This window comes from Paenibacillus polysaccharolyticus (genome assembly GCF_023714295.1).
Classification (GTDB): domain Bacteria; phylum Bacillota; class Bacilli; order Paenibacillales; family Paenibacillaceae; genus Paenibacillus; species Paenibacillus polysaccharolyticus_A.
The window spans coordinates 1-21144 of record NZ_JAMAUN010000018.1; the positions used below are offsets into that span (position 1 = coordinate 1).

General features: G+C 45.0%; 23 protein-coding genes, 1 rRNA gene and 1 riboswitch. Of the genes, 22 read left to right on the plus strand and 2 right to left on the minus strand.

Annotation, left to right across the window (positions count from 1 at the left end):
- Positions 1-6: 6 nt before the first annotated feature.
- Both rrf and M3629_RS26905 read left to right on the plus strand, forming a co-directional pair.
- Positions 7-123 (plus strand): 5S ribosomal RNA (rrf, locus tag M3629_RS26900).
- A gap of 232 nt (positions 124-355) precedes the next feature.
- Positions 356-796 (plus strand): hypothetical protein, encoded by a 441-nt coding sequence (locus tag M3629_RS26905; RefSeq protein ID WP_251511907.1) that lies wholly within the window; start codon positions 356-358, stop codon positions 794-796.
- Between the two features lie 295 nt (positions 797-1091).
- On the opposite strand, the gene M3629_RS26910 is transcribed toward M3629_RS26905, so the two are convergent.
- The gene (locus M3629_RS26910) at positions 1092-1616 is read right to left on the minus strand and encodes a hypothetical protein (protein ID WP_251511909.1); all 525 of its coding nucleotides are present in this window, start codon (positions 1614-1616) and stop codon (positions 1092-1094) included.
- 412 nt (positions 1617-2028) lie between these two features.
- On the opposite strand from M3629_RS26910, the gene M3629_RS26915 reads away from it, so the two are divergent.
- The 10 genes from M3629_RS26915 to rsmI all read left to right on the plus strand — a co-directional run bounded on the left by M3629_RS26915 (position 2029) and on the right by rsmI (position 10391).
- Complete coding sequence (locus tag M3629_RS26915) at positions 2029-2214, plus strand: sigma factor G inhibitor Gin (protein ID WP_090924590.1); 186 nt, start codon at positions 2029-2031, stop codon at positions 2212-2214.
- A gap of 188 nt (positions 2215-2402) precedes the next feature.
- Positions 2403-4181 carry an aminotransferase class I/II-fold pyridoxal phosphate-dependent enzyme gene (locus M3629_RS26920; RefSeq protein ID WP_251511911.1) on the plus strand — a complete coding sequence of 593 codons (1779 nt, stop codon included), beginning with the start codon at positions 2403-2405 and terminating at the stop codon, positions 4179-4181.
- A 332-nt stretch (positions 4182-4513) separates the two neighbouring features.
- Positions 4514-5164 carry a dTMP kinase gene (tmk, locus tag M3629_RS26925; RefSeq protein ID WP_251511913.1) on the plus strand — a complete coding sequence of 217 codons (651 nt, stop codon included), beginning with the start codon at positions 4514-4516 and terminating at the stop codon, positions 5162-5164.
- A gap of 62 nt (positions 5165-5226) precedes the next feature.
- The gene (locus tag M3629_RS26930; protein ID WP_047914178.1) at positions 5227-5556 is read left to right on the plus strand and encodes a cyclic-di-AMP receptor; all 330 of its coding nucleotides are present in this window, start codon (positions 5227-5229) and stop codon (positions 5554-5556) included.
- Between the two features lie 358 nt (positions 5557-5914).
- A complete protein-coding gene (locus tag M3629_RS26935) occupies positions 5915-6358 on the plus strand; it encodes a YaaR family protein (RefSeq protein WP_251511915.1) in 444 nt (147 codons plus the stop codon).
- A gap of 9 nt (positions 6359-6367) precedes the next feature.
- Positions 6368-7339 carry a DNA polymerase III subunit delta' gene (gene holB, locus M3629_RS26940; protein ID WP_251511916.1) on the plus strand — a complete coding sequence of 324 codons (972 nt, stop codon included), beginning with the start codon at positions 6368-6370 and terminating at the stop codon, positions 7337-7339.
- Positions 7340-7453: 114 nt separating this feature from the next.
- Complete coding sequence (locus M3629_RS26945) at positions 7454-8254, plus strand: PSP1 domain-containing protein (protein WP_090924595.1); 801 nt, start codon at positions 7454-7456, stop codon at positions 8252-8254.
- A 28-nt stretch (positions 8255-8282) separates the two neighbouring features.
- Positions 8283-8651, plus strand: a complete 369-nt coding sequence (locus M3629_RS26950; protein WP_184190182.1) for an initiation-control protein YabA — start codon at positions 8283-8285, stop codon at positions 8649-8651.
- 75 nt (positions 8652-8726) lie between these two features.
- Entirely contained in the window at positions 8727-9506 is a 780-nt protein-coding gene (locus tag M3629_RS26955) for a tRNA1(Val) (adenine(37)-N6)-methyltransferase (protein WP_154892098.1), read from the plus strand.
- On the plus strand, positions 9507-10391 hold the full coding sequence (rsmI, locus tag M3629_RS26960; protein ID WP_251511918.1) for a 16S rRNA (cytidine(1402)-2'-O)-methyltransferase: 885 nt from the start codon (positions 9507-9509) through the stop codon (positions 10389-10391).
- A gap of 237 nt (positions 10392-10628) precedes the next feature.
- On the opposite strand, the gene M3629_RS26965 is transcribed toward rsmI, so the two are convergent.
- Positions 10629-10883 carry an AbrB/MazE/SpoVT family DNA-binding domain-containing protein gene (locus M3629_RS26965; RefSeq protein ID WP_017691383.1) on the minus strand — a complete coding sequence of 85 codons (255 nt, stop codon included), beginning with the start codon at positions 10881-10883 and terminating at the stop codon, positions 10629-10631.
- Positions 10884-11211: 328 nt separating this feature from the next.
- Here M3629_RS26965 and M3629_RS26970 point away from each other — a divergent pair, with 328 nt between their 5' ends.
- From M3629_RS26970 to purR, 10 genes are all read left to right on the plus strand, one after another.
- A complete protein-coding gene (locus M3629_RS26970; protein ID WP_251511919.1) occupies positions 11212-12489 on the plus strand; it encodes an HD domain-containing protein in 1278 nt (425 codons plus the stop codon).
- A gap of 371 nt (positions 12490-12860) precedes the next feature.
- On the plus strand, positions 12861-13628 hold the full coding sequence (locus tag M3629_RS26975; protein ID WP_251511921.1) for a TatD family hydrolase: 768 nt from the start codon (positions 12861-12863) through the stop codon (positions 13626-13628).
- Between the two features lie 241 nt (positions 13629-13869).
- Positions 13870-14123, plus strand: a riboswitch (cyclic di-AMP (ydaO/yuaA leader).
- A gap of 269 nt (positions 14124-14392) precedes the next feature.
- The gene (locus M3629_RS26980) at positions 14393-15577 is read left to right on the plus strand and encodes a ubiquitin-like domain-containing protein (RefSeq protein ID WP_251511923.1); all 1185 of its coding nucleotides are present in this window, start codon (positions 14393-14395) and stop codon (positions 15575-15577) included.
- 155 nt (positions 15578-15732) lie between these two features.
- On the plus strand, positions 15733-16278 hold the full coding sequence (gene rnmV / locus M3629_RS26985) for a ribonuclease M5 (protein WP_251511924.1): 546 nt from the start codon (positions 15733-15735) through the stop codon (positions 16276-16278).
- 4 nt (positions 16279-16282) lie between these two features.
- Positions 16283-17185 (plus strand): 16S rRNA (adenine(1518)-N(6)/adenine(1519)-N(6))-dimethyltransferase RsmA, encoded by a 903-nt coding sequence (rsmA, locus tag M3629_RS26990; RefSeq protein WP_435368283.1) that lies wholly within the window; start codon positions 16283-16285, stop codon positions 17183-17185.
- A 57-nt stretch (positions 17186-17242) separates the two neighbouring features.
- Entirely contained in the window at positions 17243-18139 is an 897-nt protein-coding gene (gene yabG / locus M3629_RS26995) for a sporulation peptidase YabG (RefSeq protein ID WP_251511926.1), read from the plus strand.
- A 198-nt stretch (positions 18140-18337) separates the two neighbouring features.
- On the plus strand, positions 18338-18613 hold the full coding sequence (gene veg / locus M3629_RS27000; RefSeq protein WP_090924605.1) for a biofilm formation stimulator Veg: 276 nt from the start codon (positions 18338-18340) through the stop codon (positions 18611-18613).
- 251 nt (positions 18614-18864) lie between these two features.
- Positions 18865-19041: a small, acid-soluble spore protein, alpha/beta type gene (locus tag M3629_RS27005; RefSeq protein ID WP_251511928.1), complete on the plus strand. Its 177-nt coding sequence runs from the start codon at positions 18865-18867 to the stop codon at positions 19039-19041.
- Between the two features lie 148 nt (positions 19042-19189).
- Complete coding sequence (gene ispE / locus M3629_RS27010; RefSeq protein WP_251511985.1) at positions 19190-20044, plus strand: 4-(cytidine 5'-diphospho)-2-C-methyl-D-erythritol kinase; 855 nt, start codon at positions 19190-19192, stop codon at positions 20042-20044.
- A 97-nt stretch (positions 20045-20141) separates the two neighbouring features.
- The gene (gene purR / locus M3629_RS27015) at positions 20142-20969 is read left to right on the plus strand and encodes a pur operon repressor (protein ID WP_251511929.1); all 828 of its coding nucleotides are present in this window, start codon (positions 20142-20144) and stop codon (positions 20967-20969) included.
- Positions 20970-21144 lie beyond the last annotated feature (175 nt).

The window sequence follows — 21144 nt, forward strand, 5'->3', positions numbered from 1 at the left end:
TGCTCGTTTGGTGGCGATGGCGGAGGGGTTCCACACGTACCCATCCCGAACACGACCGTTAAGCCCTCTAGCGCCGATGGTACTTGGACCGCAGGGTCCTGGGAGAGTAGGACGCCGCCAAGCAAAGAACCACTGCCGATGATGTTCGGTGGTGGTTTTTATTTTGTTTATTTATAGGAGAAAGTGTAAAAGATAGCTCTGATCAAGGCGTAAAGCTCTGACAGCTTCGTTATGGGAAGGTAACATTTTTGTTACGGATGGCAGGGATAAAACCAGTATAATAGGACTATGTTAAATATGCTAAAAGTACCTGACCGAAGAGCTGGATTGTGCAGCTGTGAAAAGGAGGGTGTGTGTGTTAAGTTGGCGGAGATTTGGACTCCACTCACTTCTGTTGCTTTGTCTGGCAATTGTTCTTGCAGGATGCGGTGAAGCTTCAGGATCTGTATGGATCTCATATGAAGGTGCAGTTAACGAAAAGAGTTTCCCTGTACCCAAAGTAGCGAATAAATCTGACCAGTCCGAAAACAATTCGGATATGGATTATGTTCGATATACGTTGTCTGGAATTAGTGAAAGCACGAGTTTGCCTGAGGTATATCTTAACGAGATTAAAAGTTGGGGTTGGACAGAAAGAGAAGCAAAGCGTTCATCCAATGTCTCAAGTAATGTGCATGTTTTCTCTAAGGACGGCCATATTGTACAGTTGGCTGTACATGATGGTTCGTTTACGTTAATGGTTCCCAGAAATGAAACGACTCAGACCACAGTAAAGTCATTGGAAGAAGATGATTAACGGATTGATGTGAAGTGTACGATTTAACATTGTGATGTTCAGATAATTTGAAGTTCTCATCGATGGCGATGAGGGCTTTTTTTGTGTTACTGCAAGTTGAAAACTTCCGTACATGCGGGTTAGTTAAGTATAAGTTGTATTGAGTGAGGCCAAAGTGAGTTAGAGGAGCTTAGTAACCATTCAGGATGTTAAAGGAGAACACACTATTTATGTGGATAAAAGGAAAATAGAAGCATAAAAAAGGTTATCCACTGTGGATAACCTTTTTTGGAGAGGGATAGCCAATAGAACTATTTTATTGCAAGTAATAAGAGATATCCTGATCATTCAATTTTACAAGACCGTCTTTACGTCCACGAGATAAAATGATTATTACGTATAAGCGAGGTCCGAGTAACCATAGATGCCAGAATATAAGGGAAATTGTGAAGGATACTGGAGACCATAGCAGGCACACGGTAATGATACATAATCCAATCCAGCTCATATTCAGATGAACTCGGACAAACATGCGATAACTAAAGTGCTGATCTGGTATATAGCCAAACCAAGGCATACGCAGGTTCCAGTGCCAACGCTTGGCATACGAAGTACGAACGAGTAACAATATAGTCCTGGCAATGACATAATGGATCCAGACGGTGATCGGCCCTGCCAGTAAAAAGAAGAAGAGGCCGTTCCAGGAGAATGCAAGCAGATTAAAGATGAGCATGATAACAGGTAGACACAGGTAGCTGTAAATAACGCTACGAGCGATAGGTTTTTTTTTCAAAAGGCGATACTGATAAAAGGTTGCCTTATTCTCCGGTTCGGCGATCATACGATTTAAAATCCTCCTTCAAGTTACGAGTAAGTAATAGAGTGGTCTATGCATATGTATGGAGAGATAAAGGTGTAGATGAAATAATTAGTGTTGCAGATAGGACTTTGTTATCGTTATCATATCTTATTTATCGGCTGAGTTTCCAAGTTTTTTTAAGGTTATTATATTGTAGTTCGAATCAGTTTGAATCTGCATGGAGAAATCCCTTGTTGTTTCATGGAAGCAGGAGAGGTTGCAGGTTCAAGAATAAACGGAACTTTGAACAATACATTGTATATTTTCTGTACAGACACCTATTAAGGGAGGAGCGAATATATATATTTTATAGAAAGAAAGCACTATGAAAATGTTTAAAATAATAGAAACTGTGCAATACTGATAGTAAACGTAAAACAAGGTGGGATGGTTCATGGAAGAACATGCCGAACACACATGTATCATTTGCGAGCAACGGAAGAGAGAAGGCATTTTTATTGTATCTGAATTCATATGTGATGCTTGTGAAGCAGAGATGGTACACACCGATGCGCAGGATGCGAAGTATAACTTTTTTATTCATCAGATGAAACAGATTTGGGTGCAGAAGAACGCTTAAGGGCGTTATATCCTTCACTTTGATTTTAGAAATGCACATGATTAATTTTAATGAGTATATAGGGGGCCGAGAGGCCTTTTTTTGTTGGAGAGGGGATTACCTTGTTTGACTTGTGAAGAGAGCGTATGCTGAAATAAAGATGGAACATGCAAGTTTTACGAAAATAATAGTTACAGGATGGATATCTCATGAAAGAACATAATGCACCAGGTTTAGGGAAAAATAGAGCTCCTTTATATGAAACGTTGCTTGCATATCGTGATTCGAAGCAGCGTTCATTTCATGTGCCAGGACATAAAAATGGACAAGTCTATCATCAATGGAATAATCAATCCGAGGGGACAGAAGATGCTCTGCAAAAAGGGATAGTAGATCATACAGAAACCGAGGATATTTTAGGAATAGAACAAAGGAGACAGGAGGAAAATGTAAAAGAGGGAGGACAGGCTGTTGTTTCGGCAGATTATTCCCTGAGGACCAGAGATCAATCCAAACATGTTGTACCCGTACGTGCTTATCTGGACATGATGGAGATGGATGTTACGGAGATTACGGGTACGGATGACCTCCATCATCCTGAGGGAGTGATCAAGCAAGCACAGGGATTGGCGGCAGATTGTTTCGGTGCCGAGGAAAGTTTCTTCCTCGTTGGAGGAAGTACAGCAGGCAATCTTTCTTTATTACTCACGATCTGTGATGAACCAGGGAGTATCGTGTTAGTACAGCGTAATGTACATAAATCAGTTATTCATGGGCTAATGTTAGCGGGCGCAAGGGCAGTATTTCTGGAGCCGTGGGTTGACCCTGAATCTGGTCTTGCTGTCATGCCGTCGATTGAGACGGTCCAGGCTGCTGTCCAGAAGTACCCTGAGGCTAAGGGTGTATTTGTCACGTTGCCAAATTATTATGGCATGGGCACGAACCTGACGCCCATTGCTGAGGTTTGCCACAAGGCAGGCATGCCACTACTCGTGGATGAAGCGCATGGCGCGCATTATGGGCAGCATCCGGAGTTGCCTGCGTCTGCACTGTCCTGCGGAGCGGACGGTGTAGTGCAGTCGACGCATAAGATGCTGGCCGCATTCACCATGGGAGCCATGTTACACATTCAGGGACCGCGATTGAATCGATCACTGCTTCGGCAGCGTCTGGCCATGGTGCAAAGCTCAAGCCCATCCTACCCGGTGATGGCTTCGCTTGATCTATCGCGCCGGCTATTGCATGTGCACGGCGCGGATGCTTTCACGGCAGGGCTTGCTGCCGTGAAAGCATTGAAGCGCGGCCTTGCCGAGTTGCCGCGCTTCCAGCTGCTGCAGCCTGCGGATTCGCTGCAGCAAGAGCCGGCCTACGGCATTGACAATCCGGCAGCGATGCCTGGCCGCACAGGATATACCGCACAGGACCCATTTAAGGTCGTCATATATGACGACACAGGGGGACTGAGCGGTTACGGGCTACAGCAGCAGCTAGAAGCTTACGGCTGTGTGCCAGAGATGAGCGACGAACGATACGTCGTCCTGCTCTTCAGTCTTGGCTCGACATTGCAGGATGCCGCGCATGTGTTGCAGGCTTTACGGCATATTAACGATGCCCAGAAGCTAGAGAATTCACTGGAATCATCAGAGTTTGTTAGGATGGCTTCTCAAATTCAAACGGATACTCCAAACTATGTTTCCACGTGGAACAATTTAGAAGAAATTGAACTCTTATCTGAGCCAGTTGCCTTCTCCTTGCAACCCATCATAGAGAGGGATATGATCGAGGTTCCAATTGAAAGCTGTGCCGGATATCAATCGGCGGAGATGGTTATTCCATATCCTCCAGGTATTCCTTTGGTGTATCCCGGCGAACGAATAAGTTCAAAGATTGCCGAGAGAATTCGAATTCTACGGGACGTAGGAGCCAAGTTTCAGGGAATATCAGATCATACGTATCAGAAATTAAAAGTCATGAAACCCGAGGCATAGGAAAAGTACTTATGCAGATCCCAGCAAGCCGTGCCCTGCTTCAAGACAATGGTGGTGGGATCTAGGATCAGAAATAATGTTGAGCATGGATTCCACTTTCCAAGATGATAGCGTATGGTTGAAAAAGGACTAACGTTTCATGTTGGAGGAAAAGCCACCTTATAGTATGATAGAAAGAAAAACTAGCTTGTATTATTTCTGTGTTATTAAATGCAGTTGTTTAACGATACACCTCTGGGCGAAGGAAATCATATCTTGAAGCAAGAGGGTCTAGGCACATGCATAATAGCCATGAATGGATGCAGCAATGAATACAGAAAGCAGGGAAGCATATGCAGGGCAGAGGTAAATTCATTACGCTGGAAGGAGGAGAGGGTTCGGGGAAAACAACGATGATCGGCAGGATCGGTTCTTATTTTGAAAAACGGGGTATACCCTACGTAGTCACAAGAGAGCCTGGCGGAATTGAGATTGCAGAGAAAATACGTAGCATCATCCTCGACCCTCTTCATACAGCGATGGATGCACGGACCGAAGCACTGCTCTATGCTGCCGCTCGCAGTCAGCATCTAGCAGAGAAGGTAGAACCTGCACTGCAAGCTGGAAAAACCGTGATTTGTGATCGTTTTGTAGACAGCAGTCTTGCTTATCAAGGGTATGCGCGCGGCCTCGGAATTGAGAATGTGTGGTCAATCAATCGTTTTGCTATTGGAGATGATCTGATGCCGGACATGACACTTTACCTGGACATTGAGCCAGAACAGGGACTTGGTCGAATTGAGGCTCATGATGGTCGTGAAGTCAACCGTCTCGATCTGGAGAACCTGGAGTTCCATCGCAAAGTACGTGAAGCTTACTTTTTGCTTCAGAAACAGTTCCCTGAACGCATCAAAGTTATTGATGCTTCGCAGACCCCAGATGAGGTGGAGAAAGCAATGATTATGTCGCTGGAAACGGGAATTTTGAAGGATTTTGACGAGTAATTGTCTAATATATAGACAGGGCATTTTATTAGGAGTGCTTATTCTAAAGGAGGTTATGCAGGATGAAACTGATTGTTGCGATAATACAGGATAAAGACAGCAACCGATTATCCAGCGCATTGGTCAAAGCGAATTTTAGGGCAACCAAGCTGGCCAGTACGGGTGGATTTTTGAAGGCAGGCAACACGACGTTTATGATCGGTGTCGATGATAGTCAGGTCGAATCCGTTATGAATGTCATTCGCAGCAGCTGTAAGGTTCGTGAACAGCTCGTAACTCCGGTTACACCGATGAGCGGAACGACCGACTCTTACCTGCCGCTACCTGTTGAAGTCCAAGTCGGTGGAGCAACCGTATTTGTTCTTCCAGTAGATCGTTTCGAGCATTTCTAATCCGTTTCCACAGATGAAATCCATGAGTGTTTTTCATTTATCGATAGCATGACTGCATCTTGCATGATGATAACGAACGATGTAAAAGAACGTATTCCGTATGAATTACGTGGCACTTATGGACGCCCTTGTTGATCGCAACAATCGGTTCACTCTCTCCAAAAGAAGACTTTACTTTGCAGTGATGTACTTTCTTTGGGGAGAGGCGACTTCGGGCAGAACGTAGATAATATCAATTTTATCTACTATTATATATCCAGTGCATCTCAACCCATAAGGTCCATCTTACGCACAGGCGCAATGCGCTCTGTGCTGATGTGCGATTGGCCTAACGATGGTATAGAAAGCAGGCGTATCCATGAAAATCAATCCCGGATTCAGACCGCTACAGAGTGGAATCAATACGAATGATTCAGGTTCTAAGCCGGTTCAATCCAAAAGTTTTTCTGATATGATGAATCACCAGGGGGAGAGGGCTTCTCAAGCAGAACTCAACCGCCGATTTAGCGAAATTCAACTTCAGGGTGACCGTTTGGCTCGATCCATGACGATTCGCGAACTGAAAGCATATAAACAGCTTGTCAAAAGATTTCTGGAAGAAACAGTCCGCCGCGGTGTATCGATGAAAGAGACACGGGGTTGGGATCGCCGGGGCAGAGGTAAACGATACAAACTTATCGATGAGATTGACTCGGCTCTGTTATCTATGGCGGATGAATTATTGGATACAGAAGAAGGGAAAATCTCTCTTTTGCAACAAGTAGGAGAAATTCGTGGAATGCTTATTAATTTAAGCTTCTAAGGAGGAAGTATGTCCTTTCAACAAATTATGGGCCAACAGGCAGCCAAGCAATTGTTACAGAGCAGTCTGAAACGCCAGGCGATCAGTCATGCGTATTTGTTTAGCGGTCCATCCGGAAGTGGACAGTTACAGACAGCTAAGGCGTTTGCCAAGGCAATCTTTTGCACTGAGCTTGAGGATGACGCCTGCGGACAATGTCTTGAATGTCGCAAAGTAGAACATGGAAACCATCCAGACCTGACAATGCTTGCGCCGGATGGCAATAACATTAAAATAGATCAGATCAGGGATTTGCAGCGTATTTTCTCCTATAGGTCGGAAGCTGGTCATCCCAAAGTATATATTATAGAGCAAGCTGAGAAAATGACAGTTCAGGCTGCAAACAGCTTGTTAAAATTTCTAGAGGAACCTCAGGTTCCCGCAGTAGGTATTCTGATTACAGATAATGGACAGGCTATGCTATCTACAATCCGTTCACGTGCTCAGATGGTGCCTTTCAGTGCACTAAATCCGGAGGACATGCTTCAATCGTTGATTGAAGAAGGTTTTCCTGCCAATCTGGTGAGGCCAGCTGTCCATTTGACGTCAGGACTGGAAGCATGTAGAGAAATTCTCCAGCAGAATTGGTTTGCAGAAATTAGAAACGTAATGTTACAATTAGGGAAGGAGTCCCTGGGCAGAGGAAGTACATCTTTGATCTCGGCACAGCAGAAGCTTTTCAAAACAGGACTCTCGGAACACCTGGACATGCTGCTTAGTTTGTTCCATTTGTGGTTTAGGGACATGCTGTATGTTCAGTATGGTAGGCATGAACATATCGTTTTTATAGATCAGTTAGACATGCTGTCTCAGTTGGCACATACCCGCAGCACAGAGCAGTGGGTCTCCTATATGGATTTGGCCGCGGCATGCAGAAAAAAATTGCGTTTTAATGTCAATGGCCAGCTTTGTCTGGAGCAATTTTTGATCGGTTTGGCATAAGGCTGGAGGATCGTGTGGGTTCCAATCCTATGCAAACGGTTATAACTTCGGCGGGTTCCCTAAGAAGTCAGGGCTTCAGACGAAGTGGGGTTGGCTTACAAGGGGGTTAATTTTTTGTACAGTGTAGTGGGTGTCCGTTTCAAAAAGGCGGGCAAAATTTATTACTTCGATCCCCTGGACCTTCCCATTGAGAAAGAAAACTGCGTGATCGTGGAAACGGCGCGAGGGGTTGAGTATGGTAAGGTTGTCGTGGGCAAGAAGGAAGTGGGCGAGGCTGATGTGGTTTTGCCGCTCAAAAAGGTTATCCGCGTTGCAGGCGATACAGATGCCCGTGTGGTGGATGAGAACAAGCGTGCAGCCAAAGAAGCATTCGGTACTTGTTTAAATAAAATTAGAGACCATGGCCTCAAAATGAAGCTGGTCGATGTAGAATTCACGTTTGATCGCAATAAAATTATTTTTTATTTTACAGCAGAAGGTAGAGTCGATTTCCGCGAGCTGGTCAAGGACCTCGCAAGCATCTTCCGGACACGAATTGAACTGAGACAGATTGGTGTTCGCGATGAAGCAAAAATGCTCGGTGGAATAGGGCCTTGCGGTCGTGTGTTGTGCTGCTCCTCCTGGCTGGGAGATTTTGAGCCTGTGTCTATCAAGATGGCTAAAGATCAGAGCCTGTCACTGAATCCGACGAAAATTTCAGGGTTGTGCGGAAGACTTATGTGCTGTCTGAAATTTGAGCATGACAATTATGAGAGCGTGAGAGAAGAGCTGCCAGCTGTAGGCAAACTGGTCGTCACCTCAATGGGTGAAGGCAAAGTTGTCGGAATTAATGCAGGTAACCGCACGGTACATGTTCAACTGTTCGACATCAGTAAAGTCAAAGAACTTCCGCTGGATGACGTCGTTATCAAGTAAACCATAAAGGTTGCTTCGGGGTGGAAACTTGGAAAAGAAAAATCTGTTTACGCACATTCATGAAATGGAAACCCAAATGGGTCAGTTGCACGGTGATTTAGCAGAATTAAAAATGATTGTCAAAGAGTTGCTGGAGGATAATCAGCGGCTTACCATTGAAAATGAACAGTTACGCAAACTGCTGAAGCGTGAAGCGCCGGCAGATCTGCCGATCTCATCTGCTCTTGCTCCTGTCGCAAGACCGGCTGGTCCAGCTGCAGGTGAAGATGTAGTGGGCGAAGGTTATGACAACTTGGCTCGGCTGTATCATGAAGGATTCCATATCTGCAACGTCTACTATGGACATTTGCGGACGGAAGGCGATTGTCTGTTCTGCCTGTCTTTTTTGAATAAATGAAGTGACCGTAGGGATTCCCTACGGTTTTTTTTCAAGGTTATAAACGTTTAACGTACCGGAGGATGAGAGTACCCTATGACAGACCAAGAAGTAATTTTAAAGGAATCGGAGCGGGTCGATGATCTGCTTTCTCATAATTTGCGAATTATTCAAAGTGATGAAGTGTTCAGTTTTTCTATGGATGCTGTATTGCTGGCCCGATTTGCTTCTGTGCCCAAAAGAGGACGTGTTCTGGATTTGTGCACAGGAAATGGGGTCGTGCCTATATTACTGACAACACGTACACAGGCAAGCCTGGAAGGCATTGAGATCCAGCCCAGATTGGCCGATATGGCACGCCGGAGTGTGCAGCTGAATGAATTGGGTGAGTCCATCCATATTCGTGAGGGAGATTTGCGCGAATTGGTTAAAGAAACAGGACATGCAGTATATGATGCCATTACGGTGAATCCCCCGTACATGCCGCTGAATGGAAGTGACCTCAAGATGAACACCCATCAGGCTATGGCACGTCACGAAATCGGATGTACCCTTGAGGAAGTCATCCAAGCATGCAGTCGTCTTGTGCGTAATGGTGGCAAAGTATCCATGGTTCATAGACCGCAACGCCTAGGTGAGATCATATCATTAATGCGCGAATACAAGCTGGAACCCAAACGTATTCGTATGGTGCACCCGCGTGCTCATCTGGAAGCGAACATGGTGTTAATTGAAGCAATGAAAGATGGCAAGCCGGAGGTACGCATGTTGCCGCCACTTATTGTTTACAATGAACAGGGAAGCTACTGTGATGAGATTATGGAGATCTACTATGGTCAGCAGGATGTTGAACGCTCGAAGGAAGGAGGAAACTAGATGTCTTTACAAGTGCAGAAAAGCTTTAATGAGCAGGCCGAACATACAGGTAAGTTATATCTGGTTGGGACACCGATTGGAAACCTGGAGGATATGACCTTCCGGGCCATCAAGACGTTACAGGCCTGCGATATTATTGCCGCTGAAGATACTCGTCAGACGCGAAAGTTGCTCACTCATTTTGAGATTACACCTTCAATGTTGTTCAGCTATCATGAGCACAATAAGGGGGCAAGTGGACCTGAACTGATACGCTATATAATAGAAGGAAAAAATTTGGCACTGGTAAGCGATGCCGGTTTACCGGCTATTTCTGACCCAGGTTCTGATCTGGTAAAGCTTGCAATTGAAGCCGGAATTACGGTCATACCGATTCCTGGTCCGAATGCAGCATTATCTGCACTGATCGTATCCGGATTACCTACGGAAAGGTTTACCTTTGGTGGTTTTTTGCCACGAGAGAAAAAGGACATACGTAAGGTGCTGGAAGCTTTCAATGAGTCCAATGGTACGTTGCTTTTCTATGAGTCCCCTCACCGGATTCGCAAAACGTTAATGTATCTGGAGGAAATTTTGGGCGATCGTTCCATTGTACTGGCTCGCGAGTTGACGAAGCGGCATGAGGAATTTGTAAGAGGTAGTCTGAAGGAGTGCATAGAATGGCTCGAAGAGCACCCACCTCTAGGTGAATACTGTTTGTTGGTTGAAGGAATTAGGGAAGAGGAACGCAAGGCTGAACGGGAGGCTTGGTGGCAGGTTTTGTCGCTGGAAGAACACGTGGAACACTATGAAAATGAAGGAAACAGTCGTAAAGATGCGATGAAAAAAACAGCAACTGATCGAGGTTTGGCAAAACGGGATGTATATAATGCGTTGATTGTGTAGTGTAAATTTAAAAATTCCAAATTTAGTTTTAATTACCTTAAAGAGAGATTAAAATAAACCTTAATATAACCTTAAAATGTAAAAAGAGCAGCACACCAAAATGTGAAATATATGTGTCTGCTCTTAAGGGTGGATAAAAAAAGACCCTCCAGCAGTGCGATAACACCGGGAAGGCCATGAGGAAATATAATAGGGTTAGAATTAACGATTTGAATAATTCCAGTATGCTGTTTTTTCTTATTTTGCTACAGGTGCAGGGATTTCAGAAATACATTCGTTACAAACGATTTTACCTTTGAAGTAAGTTACGTTCTCAGCATTACCACAGAAGATACAAGCTGGCTCGTATTTTTTGAGCATGATGCGCTCACCATCAACGTAAATTTCCAAAGCATCTTTTTCGCCAATACCAAGTGTACGACGCAATTCGATTGGAATAACCACCCGTCCCAGTTCATCCACTTTTCTTACAATACCTGTTGATTTCATCATTATAATCAGTGCTCCTCTCAGCTAACTATCATTGTCATTATTCGACATTATTTTATGTTTTATGATACTCATCATACCAACGATTCCCAAAACAGTCAACCTTAAAATTAGCTTAAAATAAAGGTCGTTTTTCTTAAGCTTACTGGTGGTAAGGGATTAAGAGCAATTTTTCATATTTAAACATCCATGTCAGCTTTGTCGATTTGGAAAACGACAAAAGTGCTTTATTCGACAAAATTCGTCATTTCATGTCGAAACATTGGTGAAAATTGAAGCTGGACACGCTATTCTTTATGACAAGAGAACAATTTATAAGGAGTGAATCGAAATGGAACATCGTCTGACGGAAGAGAAAGTATTTAAAGATCCGGTACATAATTATATTCATGTGCAAGAACCGATGATATGGCAATTAATCAACACACCTGAATTCCAGAGGCTACGCCGTATTCGTCAATTAGGGACATCTTATCTAACTTTTCACGGGGCAGAGCATAGTCGTTTCTCCCATTCGTTAGGTGTATACGAAATTACCCGAAAAATCATCTCTCAGTTTGAACGTAGCCATTATTCGGATTGGCCCAAGGAAGAAAAGCTGGTGACGTTGTGTGCCGCCTTGCTTCATGATCTCGGACATGGACCATTCTCACATTCGATTGAAGAGGCTTTTGACATGAATCATGAGGATTGGACATGCCGCATTATCAAGGGTGATACCGAAGTAGGGGCGATTCTAAGACGGTATGCTCCTGATTTCGATGAGAAGGTAGCTTCCGTTATCCAGAAGACGTATGATAAACCGATTGTTGTGAATCTGGTAACCAGCCCGCTTGATGCAGACCGAATGGATTACTTGCTCAGGGATGCCTACTTTACAGGAGTAAATTATGGCACGATCGACTTGGATCGCATTCTGCGCATGCTGCGTCCATTCCATGGGCGAATTGTAGTTAAAGAATCCGGTATGCATGCTGTGGAAGATTATCTGATGTCACGATACCAGATGTATTGGCAGATTTACTTCCATCCTGTGACGCGCAGCTCCGAGATAATATTACGACAAATCTTTAAGCGGGCAAAAGAACTTGTGAAGCAAGGTTTTCCATTCCGTTTTATGGTAGAGCCACTGCCCAAACTTTTTCATGGAGAGATTTCAGTTGATGAATATCTGCAGCTAGACGAATCGTTAATTCAAACAGCCTTTATGCAGTGGCGTAAGGAGGACGATTCTGTTCTGAGTGAGTTATGCGAACGTTTTATGGATCGCAAGTTATATAAATATGTGGAGCTCGAACAGATCGACTTGGAGATCATTGAAGAGATTCGGGAAGCTTTTGTACAAGCAGGATTGAATCCCGAGTATGATCTTGAAATTGATTTTCCGACGGATAATCCGTATGATGTGTTTCGTCCAGATCAATCTACCGATAAGCAAATTCTACTACTGGATCGGCAGGACAAGTTGCATGAGTTGTCAGAAGTTTCCGATATTGTGCGTTCCATCAGTGGACTTCATCTGGGCAAACATCATTTGTATTATCCGCAAAATAAAGTGGATGCCATCGTTCATGAATTACCGTCCCATATACGCCCCTATTTTCTGTAACCTTGAGTGGATGCAGCAAGGTGCAACATTTTGATATCAAAAGACTTTCTAAGAGAGCTATTTTACATGATACAGTAATCTGCTTTAATGGGGAGGATATGTAGATCGACATAATTTTGTAATCCAAGTGAGTAAATATACAGTTTCTAACGCCTTTTCTTGCAAGATATTGATTTGACTTTTTATTTTCCTTCTATATATAGTTGCTTGAGTGCTAAAACTGAAAATACTGAAATTGATGCTTGTCCCAATCATTTAAAGTTGTAAAAAAAAGAATTTCAAAAGCAAGAAATTCCTTAAAACGAATAAGAGGAATTCCTTGAATAAATAATTGGCATTTGACTTTCGACATGAAGGGAGAACGAGAAAGCATGTTATTCGACACGCATACTCATCTGGATGCACCACAATTCGACGAAGACCGAGAGGACATGATTCAGCGGGCTGTCCAGGCGGGAGTGACTCGCATGATTAATATCGGGTTTAATCGAGAGACCATTCCAACGACGATGAAGCTGGCCGAAACGTATGATTTTATCCACGCAGCAGTAGGATGGCACCCGGTAGATGCTATTACGATGCAAGAGGGTGATCTGGAATGGATTGCATCATTGTGCAAACATGAGAAAGTGGTAGCGATTGGAGAAATCGGTCTAGACTATCATTGGGACACTTCTCCTAAGGAGGTGCAGCACCGCGTATTACGACAACAAATTGCATTGGCACGGGAATTGAATATGCCCATTGTCATCCATAGTCGGGATGCTCATGAGGACATTGTACGTATTTTACGCGAGGAGAAAGCCGGAGAGGTTGGAGGTGTGATGCATTCATTCTCAGGTAGCTGGGAAACGGCAAAATTGTGTCTGGATTTAGGGTTCCATCTGTCCTTTGGAGGACCGGTCACTTTCAAAAATGCGAAGCAACCAAAAGAGGTGCTCGCTAAGGTTCCGATGGATCGATTTTTCTTAGAAACGGACTCCCCGTATCTGACACCGCATCCTTATCGTGGAAAACGAAATGAGACAGCGCATGTACGTCTGGTTGCTGAGGCAGCTGCGGAAATTAAAGGCATTTCGGTAGAGGAAATTGCCGCAATTACCACCAAAAATGCCATGGAACGATTTGGGATTCGTTAAGAAAACGAGTAAATCAGGTGAAAAAGGGAGATACAAAGAGTTAATTTGCTCTTTGCATCGAATAATTGAAGAATATTACAATATTTTAACCAAATATTTAGAAAAACGTACTTGATCCGCGCTTTACAACATGCATCAAAACAGGATATCATCTTTTCAGTGAATTGTTGCGCGGAAAATTGGACAGATGTTCGGGGGATGAACAAAGGGACACTTTCCGATGAGACAACATTACTTTCATGAATCAATCTCGCTGAGTCTCCGTTAACGGAGAGCGGGGGAACCAATAGGGCTTAAACATCGGTGAATCTAGCCGGTGCGCATCGTTCGCTGACCCAAAAGCAGTGGAATGTTTTGCGAAGCCGTATTTGATTTCTTCTTTGGGTCTCGGGGTGAATTCAAGGGCATCCGCCATGAGCGGGTGACCTAAGATAGGGCGGCTCTCTTTCGCCCGAACCCGACAGCTAACCTCGCAAGCGGAAAAAGAGAGGCAACCTCGTGCATGAATTTCCGATATTCAAAATCATTCGGAAGCCACGAAAGGGTCTCTTACACTCTTTCTTTGGCTTTTTTTGTTTTGAATAAAAGAAATATCGTCATCATACGGTAGGTATTCAGGAGGATGACATCATGTTGCGAAGAGGGGTTCATGGTGCAGAACCGGTCATTATCTCTGATCTGTGTTCTGTAGAAAAATTGTTATAGTCGCGTCAAAGACATCATGCATTACTTTAGACGGCGAGGCTATGAAGGAGGACGGAGAAGTGGGCATATTCCAACCAGAAGAGACCCATGAGTCACGATCATCCAGTAAGTCTTTCGCGTTGCGGTGGAAGCATGAGAACTTGCGTCAAATGGCACTGATCGCGATATTCTCAATTGCGCTTGCAATCATGATCTTGTTAGTCGTTTACGGTCAGGCCGGGAAGCAGGTTTCACTGGTTATTGACGGCAAAGCTCAAGTGGTAGAGACTCGTACAGGAATGCTTCAGGAAATGCTGGAGGAGCAGTCGATCACAGTCAGCCCTCACGATAAGGTATCCATGCCCATGAATGGGGCGATTACCGACGGAGACCGAATCGTTATTGAGCGGGCCGTTCCAGTTAACATTACGGCAGACGGAGACACCAAGACTCTTTATACAACCGATTCGTCGGTACAGGGTGTAATTCAGCAAGCAGGTATTGAAGTTGCAAATCATGATAAAGTGTATCCAGCGCTTGGAACCGCAATTAAGGCGGATATGAAGATTCGTGTAGTGCGTGTAACAAAGCATACAGTGGATGTGAAACACCCGATTGCTTACAAGGTTGTGAAAACGGCAGATCCTAGTTTGTTCCAAGGGGATAACCGTGTTGTTGTGAAAGGCAAGGAAGGCACAATCGTGCAACATATCGAAAAAGTATTTCAAGATGGAGAACTCGTCTCCAAAAAAGTGGTGGGTAAGACGGTCGCCTCCAATCGTGTAGATAAAGTAATCGCGGTAGGTACGAAGGCTAAACCGGTTGTGAAGGAACCTGAGGTTCAATTGGTATCGGCCAAAACTTCAACTGCCAAAAAAGCTGTAACAACGAACTCGAAGAAAACATCTGCCTCGGGCAGCAAGGTGATTACGGTCTCCGGGAACTCTTTTAAATATTCTAAAGTTCTGAAAAATGTATCGATGACAGCCTACTCTTCGGAAGAGCCGGGCATTGGTACTAAAACAGCTTCCGGTACTCGTGTAACGGAAGGGCGCACCATTGCAGTTGATCCCAAGGTCATTCCAATCGGCTGGTGGGTATACATTGAGGGCCTCGGCTTCCGTCGTGCGGAAGATACAGGCGGCGCTATCAAAGGCAACAAAATTGACGTTTATTATGACAGTGTGAAGCACGCCCTGAATTTCGGACGTAAAAAAGGCAAAACGGTCTATGTCATTGGTCCGGTTAAGCCGGAAGCGAACTAAAATCGTTTTACTTTGAAATGGGAATGCTATAAAATAGTTGCATGAATGATTCATGCGGAATATGCGGCGGAGGGGCCTGACTTCAGTCTCCTCCGCCGTTTGGCAGAGAAGAGGATATTCCTCTTCTTTTTGCGTTAGAAAGGAAGAAAAGGAACATGATAAAAGAAGTGATTGTTGTGGAGGGGCGTGACGACACGGTAGCGATTCGTCGGGCGGTCGAAGCAGATACGATTGAAACCGGAGGCTCTGCCATTAATCAGCGTATTCTGAAGCGAATTGCACTTGCTCAAGAGAGACGTGGCGTCATTATCCTGACGGATCCGGATCATGCGGGAGAGCGTATCCGTAAAATTATTGCCAATAAGATTCCTGGTTGCAAACATGCCTTCATCCCAGAAGCGGATGCAACGCGTAAGGGAGATATCGGGGTAGAGAATGCTTCACCGGAAGCGATTCGTCATGCACTTGCTCGCGTACACACCTCCTATGAGGGTGCACCTAGTCTAATCGATTGGGAGGATCTCATCGAAGCGGGACTAATTATACACCCTCAAGCAGCCGCACGCCGTATGGAGATGGGTAACATTCTTGGTATCGGGTATTGTAACGGCAAGCAGTTCCACAAACGGCTGAGTGTATTTCAAATTACAAGAGAAGAGTTCTCCGGCGCGTTAGCGCAAATCGAACGTGAAGGAATGTGAGCATATGAAGGATATGGAGCAAACCATTGAAATAGCAACACCCAAACGTACCAAAGAAATTATTCAAAAGCATGGATTCTCTTTCAAAAAAAGTCTGGGTCAGAACTTCTTGATCGATCAAAATATATTGAACAAAATCGTAGGCGCAGCTGATTTGGACGAGTCCAAGGGAGCGCTGGAGATTGGTCCGGGTATTGGAGCACTTACAGAGCGCCTTGCGCGTATAGCGGGTCCTGTTACAGCGGTTGAGATTGACCAGCGCCTGTTACCGATTCTTGGAGAAGTGATGGAACCCTACCCTAACGTACGCGTTCATCATGGAGATGTACTTAAGCTGAATCTGGCAGAACTGTTTGCCACGGACTTTGCCTCCGTTAATAAGGTAAGCGTAGTGGCCAACTTGCCCTATTATGTAACGACTCCGATCATGATGAAGCTCTTGGAAGAAAAGTTGCCAGTGGATAGCATTGTGGTCATGATACAGAAGGAAGTAGCCGAGCGCATGGCGGCTGCACCAGGTTCCAAAGATTATGGTAGCCTAAGCATCGCCGTGCAGTATTACAGTATGCCAGAACTGGTCTGTGTTGTGCCGCCTACGGTATTTATCCCACAGCCGAATGTAGAGTCTGCGGTAATTAAGCTGAAGGTGCGTGAGCAACTGCCAGTACAGGTTCCGAACGAAGCACACTATTTCGAGGTGGTACAGGCTTCATTTGCCCAGCGGAGAAAGACAATCTCCAATAATCTCAAGGCTCGTTTCTTCACCAAGGAGAACAGGGAGCAGGCAGACCTTCTGTTAGAACAGGCAGGCATTCAACCTTCACGGCGTGGTGAGACATTGAGTCTACAGGAATATGCAACCCTTAGCACCGTAATGTGGGAAGCTGGGGTTCGCGGCGAGCTTTAATTTCAATGAACCAATCCGGGTCTCTGCCCATACGATGGGGTAGAGGTGATAATGGTGATGAATATCGGAGACTTGGTCGTTCGGAAGTCATACGGCGGCGATGTGACATTCCGGGTAGAAGGACTCCAGTCGGATGCTGCGGTCATTAAAGGGACCGAGTTCCGCTTGCTGGCAGACTCCCCGGTGAACGATTTGATACAGGTTCCTTATGAACCACAGAGTGCAAAGACACGTCAGGCACATATTAAAGCTCATCAGACGCTCTCACGCTTGCAACAGAATCGCATGGAGCAGGCTGAGCGCAACCGGGAAGGTCTGATGCAAGAATGGACTGCGCAGCAAGAGCCCGCCTATTTTGAAATGCCCGGGAAGGTATTGCATCTGGACGGCGACCCGAATTATCTGAAGAAAAGTATGAATCTATATGAGCAGCTGCGTGTTCCTGCAGAGGGGCAGTATGTACATGAGTCGGCAATGGCAGATACGTTATATCGTTTGCTACCCAAAGTTCGTCCGGATATCGTTGTGATTACGGGCCATGACGGTGTGTTAAAGACACGCCAGCCCTATGATCTCTACAGTCTGGGGAGCTATAAAAATTCGCAAAACTTTGTCTCGGCTATTCAAGTTGCAAGGCAATACGAGCGTCATCTGGATGCGCTGACGATTATTGCAGGAGCATGCCAGTCTCACTTTGAAGCACTGCTGCGTGCGGGTGCGAACTTTGCTAGTTCGCCAGGGCGAATTCTCATCCACGCACTTGATCCGGTTTACGTGGCTGCTAAGGCCTCCTTTACGTCTGTTCGTGATACCGTAAACATGAATGATGTACTGCATAACACCATTAGTGGCATCCAAGGTGTAGGCGGTGTGGAAACGAAGGGCAGTTACCGGGTAGGTTTGCCGGGACTTAACGATTTATCTACGCTAAAAGTGAATCCATCCGCAGTATGATTTGGTCATGTGGCAGGACAATAATGACGTCATACGAACTTCATATTGCGATTCAAAAAGGGCCCTGAAAAGGGCTTTTTTGTTTTGCGAAAAAATTCATTGACAATGAGTTTTTAGTGCTGATATAATATTTAGTTTTGATTTGACATTGACTGTAAAATACAGTATAATGGACAAGAAAAGAGGTGGACGTCCACAATGGCTAAAAATACGCTGTTGGATATCAAACGCAATCTCGATGCACATATTGGTCAGAAAATCACGCTGCGGGCTAATGGTGGCCGCCGTAAGACGATTGAGCGTACAGGTGTATTGGAAGAAACGTACCCTTCTGTTTTTATTGTAAAGCTTGATGAGGAACAAGAAACCTTCAAGCGAGTATCATACAGTTATGCGGATATACTTACGGAGTCTGTGGAAGTCATGGTCTTTGACCCCGGCAGCGAGACTAGCTCTTACAACATGGAGACGTAAGCTTTGGTTTACGGGCGATTCACCTATTAGGTGGATCGCTTTTTTTGTATTCTTTTAATAAATTCAGTTTCTCACAAGCACGAAACCATACATATGCAGGAATGACTACGGAATGTAGGCGGCATACTATGTGAACAAGTCGGGAAAAGCTCACTGTCAAGGCAGGGAGGTTGAACCAAGACTTGGGGATGAACAAATTCGTATCGCGGGGACTCATTGTGTATTGAATAAGATTTGGAGGAGGATGGTTCATGAGTCGAAGAAGAAAAAGTGTCATGTCGGAAGAACTGAAGTACGAACTGGCTAAGGATTTGGGATTCTACGATACTGTTCAACAGGAAGGTTGGGGCGGTATTAAAGCCAAGGATGCCGGTAACATGGTGAAACGAGCGATTCAAATGGCTGAACAGGCAGCGCGTAAATCATAATCAGGTTTATCCAGAATGGAGAGCGGGGCAATTCTCAAAAACCACCCCGCTTTTTCCCCATAGATGTGGAATACAAATGACTTGACAGCCCCATTTTGATATAATATGTTAAGTTGTCTTAGGGAAAAGGTGAGGACGGGTGAACGTCTTGAAAATTTACGAAAAAGCGCCTGCTAAAATTAATTTGATGTTGGATGTTCTACATAAAAGAAGTGATGGATTTCATGAAGTTGAAATGATCATGACGATGGTTGATCTGGCCGATCGACTGGAGATGTCGGAACTTCCTAGAGATACGATTGTCATCTCAAGCCAGGCGGGTTATATCCCGCTCGATGAGAAAAATTTGGCGTTTCAGGCAGCAAGATTGATTAAGGAACGTTATAACGTACGTACCGGGGTTCACATTCATCTGGACAAAAAAATCCCGGTTGCTGCTGGCCTTGCCGGTGGTAGCAGTGATGCAGCAGCAACGCTGCGCGGATTAAACCGTCTATGGCGGCTGAATATACCAGATCAGGAGTTGCAAGAGCTGGGCGCAGAATTGGGCTCGGATGTTCCATTCTGTATCACAGGCGGCACTGCAGTGGCCACTGGGCGTGGGGAGAAGTTAACCCCGATTCCTAACCCGCCTCAATGCTGGGTTATTTTAGCTAAACCTCCAATCAATGTGTCTACAGCAGATGTATATGGACGATTCCGCAGTGACAAGATTGTTCGGCATCCGAGTGCATCCCGAATGGAACAGGCCATTCGCAGTCAATCCTTTACAGAGGTCTGCAATCAGATGGGCAATGTCTTGGAGGATGTGACGCTCAAGCTATATCCGGAAGTGCAGCATCTCAAGGATGCGATGATTCGTCTTGGAGCAGACGGAGTATTGATGTCTGGCAGTGGACCAACCGTATTTGGGCTTGTATCCAAGGAAGCCAAAGTAGCACGTATTTATAACGGACTTCGGGGGTTCTGCAAAGAAGTCTACGCTGTAAGGTTGTTAACGTAAGTTTACTATTTATAATGTACAAACACGTATAAAGGTGGTATATTTTTAAATAATTATTCGGATTTGGATGTTTCCGTGATCGTGAGGATGGATCTCTGTGAAGAAGTTAAAACGAAGCTCAAGGCTGGTTGAAATGACGCAATACTTATTATCCAGACCACATACGGTGATTCCACTCACCACATTTGCCGAACGTTATGGTGCTGCCAAGTCGTCCATCAGTGAGGACCTGGCTATTATCAAGGAAGTGTTCGAAGAAGGTGGGTCAGGAGAACTGCATACGCTGGCAGGGGCTGCTGGTGGAGTGAAGTGGATACCGAAAGTATCGGAAGAGCATGCTCTTGCTTTTGCTGAGCGGCTGTCTACACAGCTTGCGCAACCGGATCGGATTTTACCAGGAGGGTATCTGTATATGTCCGATCTTCTTGGACAGCCGGCCCTGATGAATGAAGCGGGCAAAATCTTTGCAACGGCTTTTGGCGATATGAATATTGATGTAGTCATGACGGTTGAAACCAAAGGCATTCCGCTAGCTTATGCGACTGGAGCCCAGCTTAACCTTCCTGTTGTACTCGTTCGCAGGGACCATCAAGCTACGGAAGGATCGGCCGTAAGTATTAATTATGTATCGGGATCGCACAAAAGTCTGCATACCATGTCCCTATCTCGCCGGGCGATGAAAGAACATTCCCGTGTACTGATCGTGGATGATTTTATGAAAGCCGGGGGTACCGTCCAAGGCATGATTGATCTGCTTGCAGAGTTTAATGCTACGGTGGCGGGAGTTGGTGTGTTGGTGGAATCAGGTTCAGTAGATTCAGAGGAGCGTCTGCTGACGGATTATGTATCTCTCGCGAAGCTGACGGCGGTTGATGCCAAGACCAGACACATTTCTGTCTCGCCAGGTAACTATTTTAACCTGTAGAATAATGACGAATTACATGTCGGGAAAGGTTCTTTTCCATCGACCTGGCACTAACGTTGTCGAATTGTGTATTAAATAAAAAAATTCCTGAAATTAGGATATTTTTATGGTCATAAAAAGAAGGAGTTCGTATAGGCTGTGTGGAATTATACACCAAGTTCTGATGGAAAAAGGT